10 protein-coding genes are annotated in these 12,665 nt (G+C 56.1%); all 10 read left to right on the plus strand.

Annotated elements, in window-relative coordinates; all coding sequences use genetic code 11:
* Positions 1 to 18: 18 nt before the first annotated feature.
* The 10 genes from murG to recN all read left to right on the plus strand — a co-directional run bounded on the left by murG (position 19) and on the right by recN (position 12,616).
* A complete protein-coding gene (gene murG / locus V6575_RS11385; RefSeq protein ID WP_340274453.1) occupies positions 19 to 1,137 on the plus strand; it encodes an undecaprenyldiphospho-muramoylpentapeptide beta-N-acetylglucosaminyltransferase in 1,119 nt (372 codons plus the stop codon).
* Positions 1,134 to 2,549 (plus strand): UDP-N-acetylmuramate--L-alanine ligase, encoded by a 1,416-nt coding sequence (murC, locus tag V6575_RS11390; RefSeq protein ID WP_340274454.1) that lies wholly within the window; start codon positions 1,134 to 1,136, stop codon positions 2,547 to 2,549. Before murG ends, murC begins: the two co-directional genes overlap by 4 nt.
* Positions 2,546 to 3,505: a UDP-N-acetylmuramate dehydrogenase gene (gene murB, locus V6575_RS11395; RefSeq protein WP_340274455.1), complete on the plus strand. Its 960-nt coding sequence runs from the start codon at positions 2,546 to 2,548 to the stop codon at positions 3,503 to 3,505. The genes murC and murB overlap by 4 nt, the downstream gene beginning before the upstream one ends.
* An 88-nt stretch (positions 3,506 to 3,593) precedes the next feature.
* Positions 3,594 to 4,520, plus strand: a complete 927-nt coding sequence (locus V6575_RS11400) for a D-alanine--D-alanine ligase (RefSeq protein ID WP_340274456.1) — start codon at positions 3,594 to 3,596, stop codon at positions 4,518 to 4,520.
* Complete coding sequence (locus tag V6575_RS11405; RefSeq protein WP_340274457.1) at positions 4,508 to 5,422, plus strand: cell division protein FtsQ/DivIB; 915 nt, start codon at positions 4,508 to 4,510, stop codon at positions 5,420 to 5,422. The genes V6575_RS11400 and V6575_RS11405 overlap by 13 nt, the downstream gene beginning before the upstream one ends.
* On the plus strand, positions 5,419 to 6,741 hold the full coding sequence (ftsA, locus tag V6575_RS11410) for a cell division protein FtsA (protein WP_340274458.1): 1,323 nt from the start codon (positions 5,419 to 5,421) through the stop codon (positions 6,739 to 6,741). Before V6575_RS11405 ends, ftsA begins: the two co-directional genes overlap by 4 nt.
* Before the next feature lie 100 nt (positions 6,742 to 6,841).
* Positions 6,842 to 8,629, plus strand: coding sequence for a cell division protein FtsZ (ftsZ, locus tag V6575_RS11415; RefSeq protein WP_340274615.1), 1,788 nt, complete (start codon positions 6,842 to 6,844; stop codon positions 8,627 to 8,629).
* 258 nt (positions 8,630 to 8,887) lie between these two features.
* Complete coding sequence (lpxC, locus tag V6575_RS11420; RefSeq protein WP_340274459.1) at positions 8,888 to 9,829, plus strand: UDP-3-O-acyl-N-acetylglucosamine deacetylase; 942 nt, start codon at positions 8,888 to 8,890, stop codon at positions 9,827 to 9,829.
* A 270-nt stretch (positions 9,830 to 10,099) separates the two neighbouring features.
* Positions 10,100 to 10,906: an outer membrane protein assembly factor BamD gene (locus tag V6575_RS11425; protein ID WP_340274460.1), complete on the plus strand. Its 807-nt coding sequence runs from the start codon at positions 10,100 to 10,102 to the stop codon at positions 10,904 to 10,906.
* Positions 10,907 to 10,945: 39 nt separating this feature from the next.
* Positions 10,946 to 12,616, plus strand: a complete 1,671-nt coding sequence (gene recN / locus V6575_RS11430) for a DNA repair protein RecN (protein WP_340274461.1) — start codon at positions 10,946 to 10,948, stop codon at positions 12,614 to 12,616.
* Positions 12,617 to 12,665: the final 49 nt, after the last annotated feature.

A 12,665-nucleotide genomic window follows, 5' to 3' on the forward strand; every position in this document is an offset into this window, starting at 1 on the left:
CCTGAGTTGAAGAAACCCATGACCGACACGATTTTACTGACAGCCGGGGGATCCGGTGGCCATTTGTTTCCAGCCCAGGCGCTTGCCAGTGAATTGGGGCGGCGTGGCTATCTGGTGGAGCTGGCAACGGATGAACGCGCTGACAAATTCGGCACGGAGTTTCCGGCACGCAAAGTTCATATTGTTGAATCTGAGACCCTGCGTGGGAAAAATCCAATAGCTCTTGCCAAAACGGCGATGAGCCTTCTGCGCGGAACCTTGCAGGCCCGTCGTATTATCAAGCAGCTCAAGCCGCGTGTTGTTGTCGGGTTTGGTGGCTATCCGACGTTTCCGCCCATGTTTGCGGCCCGACTGACTGGCACGCCAAGCGTTCTGCATGAAGCCAACGGTGTGATGGGGCGTGCCAACAAACTCCTGGCGAAGGGAGCAACCGCAATCGCAACGAGCCTGCCTCTTGCGGGATTGAAGTCTGCGCTGGATGTCAAATGCGCGCTGACCGGAAATCCGGTGCGCGATGCTGTGATCTCGGTGGCTGCTGCGCCTTATCCGATGCTGAGCGAAGAGACGCGGTTCCATTTGCTTGTCTTTGGTGGGTCCCAGGGCGCGCGGTTCTTTTCCGATGCCATGCCAGCGGCTCTTGCGAAACTACCTGACGCATTGCGCAAGCGGATCAAACTGGTGCAGCAATGCCGTCCTGAAGATTTGTCACGTGTCGGCAAGGCCTATGTGGAATTGAAAGTGGAAGCCGAGCTTCATTCGTTTTTCACCGACATGCCGCAGCGCATTGCCGACAGCCACCTTGTGATCAGTCGCTCTGGCGCTTCGACGGTCAGCGAACTGGCCGTCATTGGTCGTCCCGCCATTCTGGTTCCTTTTCCCGGTGCGTTGGATCAGGACCAATTGGTCAATGCCAGAACACTGGAAGCTGTTGGCAGCGCTTGGCCTGTTCAGGAGAAAAATCTGACACCACAGCGTTTGGCGGATGATCTCATCCGCTTGATGACGGCACCTGAGACTTTGAAAAAGGCCGCCAACGCCGCTCTTCGTGAAGGTAAACCCAACGCTGTCGTTCGTTTGGCCAACTTGGTTGAGCAGGTCGCTGCCGGAAAACACACTGCTAAAGGAGACGCATCATGAAGATGCCTCAGGATATTGGTCCAATTCACTTCGTTGGAATTGGCGGCATCGGCATGAGCGGCATTGCAGAGGTGCTCAAGACGCTTGGATATACGGTCCAGGGCTCGGACATGGCTGAGAATGCCAACGTCAAGCGCTTGCGCGAAAATGGGATCAGCATTGCTGTTGGACATGCGGCTGAAAATCTTGGCCGCGCCGAGGTTCTGGTGGTGTCTTCAGCGATCAAAAAGGACAACCCTGAGCTTGTCGCAGCGCGCGAGCGTTTGATCCCGGTGGTCAGGCGAGCAGAAATGCTGGCCGAACTGATGCGCTTCAAACAGGCGATTGCTGTCGGTGGCACCCATGGGAAAACGACGACAACATCGATGATTGCTGCCTTGCTGGATGCTGGCCATATGGATCCGACCGTGATCAATGGCGGTATCATTAATGCCTATGGCACCAACGCGCGCATGGGCGATGGTGACTGGATGGTGGTGGAAGCTGATGAAAGCGATGGCACGTTCGTCAAGCTGCCTGCTGACATTGCGGTTGTGACCAACATTGATCCCGAACATCTTGATCACTATGGCGATTTCGCAGGCGTTCGCGCTGCCTTCCGGCAGTTCGTCGAGAATGTGCCGTTCTATGGCTTTGCTGTCATGTGTCTGGATCACCCGGAAGTTCAGACATTGATTGGTCAAATCGAAGACCGCCGGATTGTCACCTATGGCTCCAACCCACAATCTGATGTCCGCTTTACGGATGTATCGATGGATGGTGGGCGTTCGACATTCTCTCTGGCCATTCGGGACAGGCGTAGTGGCGATGATGCAGAGCTGAAGGATTTGGTTCTGCCGATGCCGGGCCTGCACAATGTGTCCAATGCAACAGCAGCGGTGGCGATTGCCCTGCAGCTTGGTGTCAGCCTTGATGATATTCGCAGCGGGTTGGCTAACTTTGGCGGTGTCAAACGGCGATTTACCCATACTGGCACTGCGGGAGGGATTGAGGTCTTTGATGATTATGCTCACCACCCTGTAGAAATTCGCGCTGTGCTCCATGCTGCCCGTGAATCGAGCAAAGGCAAGGTGATTGCCGTGGTGCAGCCGCATCGCTATTCCAGACTGGAAAGCTTGTTCGACGATTTCTCAAGCTGTTTCAATGATGCAGACACGGTCATCATCGCGCCTGTTTATGCCGCTGGCGAACAGCCGATCGAAGGCGCAGGGCACCTTGATCTGGTATCCGGTTTGAAGACCCGTGGTCACCGTTCAGCCCATGCGATCGACGGGCCTGAGAAACTGTCTGACCTTGTGCATGAGTTTGCCGAGCCTGGCGATTATGTCATCTGCCTTGGGGCAGGTAATATATCCCAGTGGGCCTATGCGCTGCCGGATGGATTGAAGCGGCTGCAAGGGGACGGAACTTGAGTTTTCTGAACCTATTGGACCTTCACCCCGGCCTTGCTGATGGCATCCGGGGTAAGTTGACGGCCAATCAGCCGTTGTCGGCTGTCACCTGGTTTCGCATTGGCGGACCGGCGCAGCTTATGTTCCAACCTGCTGATGAAGCAGACCTTTCAGCGTTCCTGGCCAAACTGCCAGAAAGCGTTCCTGTTCTGCCTGTTGGGCTTGGTTCCAATCTGCTAATCCGCGATGGCGGGCTTGAAGGTGTTGTCATACGCCTCAGCGCCAAGGGGTTCGGTGGTGTTGAGATCCTTGAGGGCAATCGCTTGAAAGTCGGGGCAGCAGTGCCTGATAAGCGGCTGTCTGAGGCTGCTGCTAAGGCGGGTCTGGGCGGGTTTTCGTTCTACACCGGCATTCCGGGCGGCATTGGCGGTGCCTTGCGTATGAACGCTGGAGCACACGGGACCGAGACCTGTCAGCGCATGGTGCAATTGACCGGGATAGATCGGCAAGGCAAGCGTCATGTGCTGACGAATGCCGACATGGGATATGGCTACCGGCATTCGGGCGCGTCCAAGGACCTGATTTTTACCGAAGCTGTTTTTGAAGGCGAGCCGGCCAGCGAAGATACGGTCCGCCAGGAAATGGCTGAGGTGGTTGCGCACCGCGAAAAGGCTCAGCCTATCCGCGAAAAGACCGGTGGATCCACATTCAAGAATCCCGCTGGCACGTCTGCGTGGAAGGAAGTCGATGCTGCGGGGTGTCGTGGGTTGACCATTGGCGGTGCGCAAATGTCCGAGATGCATTGCAACTTCATGATCAACACAGGCGAAGCGAGTGGGCATGATCTGGAATTGCTCGGGGAAACTGTTCGCAAGCGCGTGTTTGAACATTCAGGTATCCGGCTTGAATGGGAAATCAAGCGGCTTGGGCAACCTGGGGCCGAGGGGGCAATCGCTCCTTTTCTGGAGCATTCGTAAGCCAAGTGATTCGCCAGAGCGATCAACAAGCGTGGATCACGCTGCTCTGATTTGGAAATGGCGATCAAATTTAACTGGAGTGACCTGAATGTCGGGAAAACACGTTGCCGTTCTCATGGGCGGCTGGGTTAATGAGCGCCCGGTCAGTCTGTCGTCTGGCGCAGATTGTGCCAATGCGCTGGAAAGGGCGGGCTATCAGGTCAGCCGGGTGGATGTTGATCGCAACATTGCTGCGGTTTTGAAGGAGCTTGCGCCTGACGTTGTGTTCAACGCACTGCATGGCCCTTTTGGCGAGGATGGCTGCATTCAGGGCATTCTTGAGTTCCTTGACATTCCCTATACGCATTCGGGTGTGATGGCGTCCGCACTTGCAATGAACAAGATCAAGGCCAAGGCGGTCATGGCTGCAGCGGGCGTTAAGGTTACCGAACACTTAATTGTGAAACGCCACGAAGTGGGCACTGAACACCCGATGAAACCGCCTTATGTGATCAAACCGATCAACGAAGGATCGAGTTTCGGGGTGCTGATTGTGGGTGAAGATCTGGCATATCCGCCGCAGGAATTGATGGGCTCTGATTGGCCGTATCCCGACGTTTTGATGTGCGAACGGTATATCCCCGGCAGGGAGTTGACCTGCGCCGTAATGGGAGATCGCGCACTGGGGGTCATCGATATCGAGCTACCGGGCCCCGGCTTCTACGATTTTGATGCGAAATATGCGGATGGAGGATCAAAACACACTCTTCCTGCAAAAATTTCACAGATTGTTTACCAAGAAGTACAGACACTGGCACTCAAGGCGCATCAGTCTCTTGGCTGCCGTGGTGTCTCGCGTGCGGACTTCCGCTTCAACGAGCGGGAAGACGGTACCGGCGAACTGATTTGTCTTGAAGTGAACACGCAACCAGGCATGACGCCGACCTCTTTGGTGCCCGATCTCGCGGCCTATGAGGGGATCAGCTTTGAAGAGCTGGTGAGCTGGATGGTAGAGGACGCAAGTTGCTGTCGTTAAGGCGCAAACACGAACGAGATGAACTCTCCCCGATGGAAGTCGAACTGGCTCCGCGTGGGCGTGGTGTCTCGCGCCTGCATCGCCAACCTCTTTGGCGTGCCGCTGGTCGCTTGGCTGACTTGCCGCGCTGGTCAGGTTCAGTTGCTGCGCTTGCGTTTTTGTCCCTCACCATCACCTACGGAATTGCTCTGGGCGGTTTGGGCCGTGAAGTCTCCGAGGCCCTGCTGTCTGCCGGCGGTTTGGGGATCGAAACTGTCAAGTTGTCCGGTCAACACGAAACCACGGATTTTGAGATCCTTGAGGCTCTGGAAATTCATGAGGGTTCGTCTCTTGCTCTGTTCGATGCAGAAGCTGCGCGCAGCAGGCTGGTTAATATCGCTTGGGTCAAGAACGCCGCGGTGACGAAATTTTATCCGGGCACCTTGCAGGTCACTCTGGAAGAGCGAGTGCCTTTCGCGCTTTGGCAACGCGGCGATCTGGTTTCGATCATCAATGAAAATGGCGATGTGATCACTGATGAAGTCGACGGACGCTACGCCAACCTGTTGTTGGTGGTGAATCATGGCGCACAGCGCCGCGCCGGGGAAATCCTGGGTGCTCTTAAAACCGTTCCAGAATTGCGCTCGAGGGTTCGCGCTGCATTTCTGGTCGGACAACGCCGTTGGGATCTCATGCTAGAAAACGGCATATCTATTCGCCTGCCCGAAAACGATATGGAAACGGCGCTCGCCAATGTGGTGAAGATGGATGCGGACAGCGGGCTGCTGGCTCGTGACATTGCTGCCGTCGACATGCGTCTTTCGGACAGGGTGGTCGTCCGCTTGACGGACGAAGCGGCTGAACGCCGGAAATCGGGGCATGATGGCTCGGAAAGTCTCGTGAAGTTGGGGCGCGACACATGAGCCGGTCTCAGAATTCGCTGTATCTTCCGCGCATGCGCCCGTTGCCGGGACGCCGCGCTGTTGTCATGTCCGTCCTGGATGTGGGCTCTACCAAGATTTGCTGCCTGATTGCCAAGCTGACGCCGCGCGAAGATGGTGGCATTCTGGCCGGTCGGTCTCATTCGGTCGAAGTGCTTGGTTACGGTTATCAGCGCTCACGCGGTGTCAAATCCGGCGTCATCGTCGATATGGATGCGGCAGAGCAGGCCATTCGTCTGGCTGTTGATTCTGCCGAACGGATGGCGGGTGTGACCGTTGAGTCTTTGATTGCCAATGTCAGCTGCGGCAGGCTTCAAAGCGAGATCTTTTCTGCCAGCGTTCAACTGGCGGGAGAATCCGTCATGGAAGCGGACATTCAGCGGGTCCTGTCAGCCGGGTCTTCTCACTCGGTGGTCGAGGGGCGTGCTGTTACTCATGCCTTGCCGATTTCCTATTCCCTCGATGGCAGTCGCGGTATGCGCGATCCACGCGGTATGATGGGGCAGAAGCTTGGCGTTGACATGCAGGTTGTCACCACGGAAGTGGCCCCTGTTCGTAATCTTGAACTCTGCATCAACCGTGGTCATCTGCACGTTGAAACGATGGTTGCAACGCCGTTTGCCAGTGGTCTGTCGACCCTTGTGGATGACGAGACTGAACTGGGTGTTGCCTGTATCGACATGGGCGGCGGAACCACGACCCTGTCCGTGTTCGTTGAAGGTCACATGGTTCATCTGGATGCGATCGCCGTTGGCGGGCATCATGTGACGACAGATATCGCAAGGGCTTTTGCCACGCGTCTGCAGGACGCAGAGCGTCTGAAAACCCTTTACGGATCCCCTCTTGCCAGCAGTTCGGATGATCGTGACATGCTCACGGTTCCGCCGCTGGAAGTTGATGGCGATCTGCCCAATCAAATCCCGCGTTCGGCCTTGACCCGCGTCATTCGCCCTCGCGTGGAAGAAATCCTTGAACTCGTGCGAGATCGTTTGACGGCCTCCGGCTTTGCCGGGCGTGTTGGCAAACAGATCGTATTGACCGGCGGTGCCAGTCAGCTCACGGGTTTGAGTGAAGTTGCGCGCCAGGTCCTAGGGCGCAACGTTCGTCTTGGCCGGCCGCTTGGTATTGCCGGTCTACCGGAGGCTGCAAAGGGCCCGGCTTTTGCCGCTGCTGTTGGCCTCCTGATCTACCCGCAAGTCGCCCAGGTCGAGCAGTTCGAGCACAGGAACCGCAGAACCGGGTGGGCGGGGCAATCTGGTTATCTTGCCCGCGTTGGGCAATGGATCAGGGAAAGCTTCTAACGAGATGAGCGCAGGACAAGAACTGCCGGAAACGGTTGACGAAATCAGGGAAGAAAAGGGAACTCCCGCAGGGGGAACCCCAGAGGGTCGCGAGGACAATATGACCATCAACTTGCAGATGCCCGACATTCAGGAGCTGAAGCCGCGTATTACGGTTTTCGGTGTCGGCGGAGCTGGCGGTAACGCCGTCAATAACATGATCACTGCTGGTCTCCAGGGCTGCGACTTTGTCGCCGCCAATACGGATGCCCAGGCACTGGCCATGAACCATTCAGAACGGCTCGTCCAGATGGGCGTTGCGGTGACCGAAGGTCTTGGAGCCGGTTCGCAGCCAGAAGTTGGCAGCGCAGCGGCTGAAGAAGTGATCGATGAAATCAATGATCACCTGTCCGGATCCCATATGGTGTTCATCACCGCTGGTATGGGCGGTGGTACGGGAACTGGCGCGGCTCCAGTGATTGCCCGGGCTGCACGCGAACAGGGCATTTTGACTGTTGGCGTTGTGACCAAGCCTTTCCAGTTCGAAGGCGCACGGCGCATGCGGATTGCGGAAGCTGGCATCGAAGAGCTGCAGCGCAGCGTCGATACACTGATTGTTATTCCGAACCAGAACCTGTTCCGGATTGCCAATGCGCAGACGACCTTTGCGGATGCTTTCGCAATGGCCGATCAGGTGCTTTATTCCGGTGTTGCCTGCATCACTGACCTGATGGTCAAGGAAGGCCTTATCAACCTCGACTTTGCCGATGTGCGTTCTGTTATGCGCGGAATGGGCAAGGCGATGATGGGCACCGGCGAAGCGAGCGGCGAAAACCGTGCGCAGCAGGCTGCTGAAGCTGCGATTGCGAATCCGCTCCTTGACGAATCCTCCATGAAGGGTGCCAAGGGCCTGCTGATTTCGATCACTGGTGGCAATGATCTGACGCTGTTTGAAGTTGATGAAGCTGCGACCCGGATCCGCGAAGAAGTGGATTCCGATGCGAACATCATCCTCGGCGCGACATTTGATGAAAACCTTGATGGCATCATCCGCGTTTCTGTTGTTGCAACCGGAATTGACCGCGAGGCAGAACTGGCCGCGCAGGGAAAGTCTGAAGCCGAACCGGTCGTCGTCTCCAAGCCAGTTGCTCCGGCAGCTCTTGCAGCGAAGCCGGTGGCAAATGATGTTGCAGCAAGTGCTGTTGCAAGTCTTGAGCGTGAGTTGTCTTTGCCTCCTCGAAAGGCAGTCGCTGCAGCAAGCGACCCTGATGTTGAGATCAAGCCGTATCAGCCTTCTGAAGAGCTGATGAATGAAAAGACGCCATTTGTTAATCTGGATGGAGATGCCCCAACGCAGCGCGTTGAAGCAGAACCGATCAGTAAGCCTTATATTCCGCCAGTGGCTGAACATCATGCGACTTCGCCGCGCATGCCACGCGTGGAAGATTTCCCGCCGTTCGCTCAGCGTGAAATCCTGTCCCAGACGGCACCAGCTCCAATGCCTGCATCAGCCCCGGCGCCTGCGCCAGCTGCGGTGGCTTCGGCTGCAGTTGCTCAGGCTCCTCAGCCAGCAAAGACATTCGATGCTGAGTTTGAAGAGCATGACGACGAGCGTCGTCCAATGGGTCTTTTGCGCAGGCTTGCCAGCGGTCTTGGCCGCAAGGACGAGCATGAGGATGAGCAGGATGCCATATACCAGGAAGCTCCCGCTCAGCAGGTAAGTGCACCTGCTCCGGCACCACGTCCAGCGGCAGCTGCAGCTCCAGCACCGCGTCCAGTCCAACGTCCTGCAGCACATGGCGCAGCAGGTCAGCTGGACGCCACCGGCCGCGCGAGCCCTAAAGCTGCGATGGTCAGTGATGACGAACAGTTGGAAATCCCTGCGTTCCTGAGACGCCAGGCGAACTGATTCGTCGCAAGAACCCTACTTCCCTAGGCAGAGCAGCCCGATACATATGTGTCGGGCTGTTTCTGTTTGATGGGAAAATCATTTGAATTTCAATATCTTGAAGGCGCAATGAACGTTACAAAGCGTAATAAAGCTTTATTTCATGTCCGGCCTTGTTGTGGGTATGTTCTGGCAAACTGATGGTCGTTAACGATTTGTAAGGGGAACAAGCCCCCTTGAGAGAATTAGCGATCCGCTTCAACAAAACCGGGTAGCCGCATGACACATCATATTGATCGCCAGACGACTCTTGCAGATCAGGTGACCCTGACGGGTATCGGTGTTCACTCAGGCAAACCGGCTTCCATTACCCTGGTTCCTGCGGATGCAGGCGTTGGCATTGTCTTCCAGCGGACTGATGTTGATGATGCAGCTGAAATGCGCGCCCACTGGAGCGAAGTGACACAGACCTCCCTGCAAACTGTTCTGGGTGATCCGTCGGCTAATGGCATGTCGACTGTTGAGCACCTGATGGCAGCTCTTCATGGACTTGGTGTTGATAATCTGACTGTTGAAATTGACGGCCCTGAAATGCCGATCATGGATGGCAGCAGTGCCGCTTTCGTTCAGGCCATTGACCAGATCGGACTGAAGCGTCTTGATCGCGGCCGTCGTTATCTTCGGATCAAGAAGACTGTGCGCGTTGACAACGGCGGTGCCTGGTGTGAACTGCGTCCCTATAACGGATCGTTTTTTGATATTACAATCGAGTTTGATACGCCTTTGATCGGGCGTCAGCGTTTTGCATCTGACATGACGCCTGCCGTGTTCCGCGATGAGCTTTCCCGTGCCCGGACATTCGGCAATGTGAAGGATGTTGAACAGCTTTGGAAGATGGGCTTTGCGCTCGGCTCTTCTTTGGAAAACTCCGTCGCGATTTCCGATGATAAGGTTCTGAACCCTGAAGGAACACGCTGGAGCGATGAATTCGCCCGCCACAAGGCTTTGGATGCGGTTGGCGATTTGTCCCTCGCTGGCTTGCCTATCCTGGGTGAGTACCGGTCCTACAAGGGTGGCCACAAGATGAACCACTCCATTCTTGTGAAGCTGTTTGACGATAAGGACGCGTTTGAAATCGTTGAAGCGCCTGCCTTTCGCGAAGCCGGCCATGCTGAAACTGTAAGCCTTGCTGCAGCGGCTTTCGGTCCGGACGTTTCCTGAACTGACACCTGTTTTTGACCTGACTTTTCGCGTCTTGCGGGGTCGTATTTTTGCGCTTGCCACAAAAAAGCTCAAAAAAAGCGACACATGGCAACTGTGAGACGTGACGGAGGCATGGTTTTTCCGCTAAACACCTTCAGTTATGAATGTTGCCAATTGAACCTGCCGTGAAGCTTGTGGGCAAAACGTGCAGGATTAGGAGTGCTTGGGGTGAATTTGATGGATCTGCGCCTAACGGACAGACGGGGTGGCCTGGCTAGAGGTTTCCTCATGATGACGGCCCTGGCGGTCCCCCTGGCTCTTGCAGCCTGTTCTTCCAAGGACGACCTAGACGATCTCGAGCTCAATGATACGCCGCCGGAAGTGCTTTACAACGAAGGCTTGGCGCTGCGGGCTCAGGGCAAACTCAAGCCTGCAAGCCAGAAATTCGCGGAACTGGACAAGCTTTACCCCTATTCGGAATATGCCAAGAAATCATTGGTCAACATGGCCTATGTGGATTTCTCCCGAGGCAAATATGCCGAAGCGATCAGTGCGGCAAACCGCTTCTTGACGCTGTATCCTGGCAATCAAGATGCAGCCTATGCGCTCTATATTATCGGCCAGAGCTATTTCCGCCAGATGCCTGACATCACCCGTGATCAGGAAGTCACCGAGAAGGCAAGGTCAGCCTTTGAAGAGCTTCTGCAGCGGTACCCTGATTCGGAATATGCCCCGGATGCAACGGCCAAGCTTCGTGTCGTACAGGATCAGCTGGGCGGCAAGGAAATGCAGATCGGCCGGTACTATCTGCAGAAGCGCAATTACATTGCGGCGATCAACCGGTTCAAGGCTGTGGTCATCCATTATCAGACCACCCGCCATGTTGAAGAAGCGCTGTTTCGCCTGACAGAAAGCTATTATGCTCTGGGTGTTATCAGTGAAGCGCAGACAGCTGCGGCGGTTCTGGGCCACAACTATCCTGACTCTCAGTGGTACAAGGATGCTTACTCCCTGCTGAACAAGGGGGGATATGAACCCTCTGAAGATAGCGGGAGCTGGATCAGTAAGGCATTCAAGGATATTAATCCCTTCTGATCTATTGGACTGCATACCCGGATCCGGAGCCTTTTGCCCATGCTCGTGACGCTGGCCATTCGTGACATCGTTCTGATTGACCGCCTCGACCTCGATTTTTCGACTGGTATGTCGGTGTTGACCGGGGAAACAGGGGCCGGGAAGTCCATCCTGCTGGATTCACTGTCCCTGGCCATCGGTGGCCGGGGGGATGCGGATCTCGTTCGTCATGGCGAGGCGCAGGGGCAGGTCACTGCTGTGTTCGATGTGGCTGGCACCCATGCGGTTCGGCAATTGCTCAAGGACAATGATGTCGAGCATGACGGTGATATTATTTTACGCCGTATCCAGACATCTGATGGCCGCACCCGTGCCTTCATAAATGATCAGCCTGTCAGCGTTGGCCTTATGCGTCAGGTTGGTAGCCTGTTGGTCGAAATTCATGGCCAGCATGATGATCGGGCTCTGGTCGACCCGGAAAGCCACAGGGAGCTGGTTGACAGCTTCGCAGGCCTACAGGGTGATGTGGATAAGATCGGGTCTGCCTATACGGCCCTGCGAGCGTCTGAAAAAGCAGTCAAAGATCACAGATCCCGGATTGAAGCTGCACGGCAGGAAGCTGATTATCTAAAGGCTTCGGTTGATGAGCTGAAGGTGCTTTCACCGCGCGTCGGTGAGGACTTGGAATTGGCGACTCACCGAACCACCATGATGCAGGCGGAAAAAGTCGCGGGTGATCTGAGCGATGCGTTTGAAACGCTGAATGGCAATTCATCTCCTATTCCCGAACTCTCAAGTCTGCTGCGCCGAATGGAACGCAAGGCGGATCAGGTGCCGCATCTGTTGAATGCTCCGGTCGCAGCGCTGGGGTCCGCGCTGGACGCGCTGGAGGATGCGAGAAGCGGTCTGGAAGCCTCACTGCGCGAGACTGACTTTGATCCACGCGAGCTGGAGTCCACTGAAGAGCGTCTGTTCGCTCTCAGAGCCGCTGGGCGAAAGTTTTCTGTTCCCGTGGATGAGCTGGCAAACCTGTGTGATCGCATGAGCGGTGATCTGGCCGATCTTGATGAAGGCGAGGGCAAGTTGGCCGCGCTTGAAGATGCTGCGGTCAAGGCACGTGAGAACTATGATGCCAAGGCAGCGCGGCTTTCTGCCAAGCGGGAAAAGGCTGCGCGAGCGATTGAAAAAGCTGTTGGGGCCGAGCTTCCGGCGTTGAAGCTGGACCGGGCACGGTTCATCGTGGAGCTGAGCAGTGATGCCGAGGTCCGGGGGCGAACCGGAATCGACCAGATGGAATTTCATGTTCAGACCAACCCTGGAACACGACCGGGTCCGATCATGAAAGTTGCCTCTGGCGGCGAACTCTCCAGGTTTTTATTGGCGCTCAAGGTTTCGCTTGCGGACAAGGGCTCAGCGCCCACGCTTGTGTTTGATGAAATTGATACAGGCGTTGGGGGAGCTGTTGCTGAGGCTATCGGGGTGCGTCTGGCGCGTCTGGCCGCAACAGTTCAGGTGTTGACGGTGACCCACGCACCGCAAGTTGCAGCGCGCGCCGCCGGACACTTCCTGATCGCCAAGGAAGCAGCCGACAAGGAACGTGTTGCCACCCGGGTGCGCCGGATCGACGAAGATCACCGCCGCGAGGAAATCGCCCGTATGCTGGCAGGCAGCACGATTACCGAAGAAGCTCGGGCCGCAGCCAGCAAGTTGATCGCGGAAGCCGCTGAATAGCGCTATTTGGCGACCTGAACCTGACTGGTCTACCATCATTTCCAGTATT

It is taken from the genome of Roseibium algae (assembly GCF_037783265.1).
Classification (GTDB): Bacteria; Pseudomonadota; Alphaproteobacteria; order Rhizobiales; family Stappiaceae; genus Roseibium; species Roseibium algae.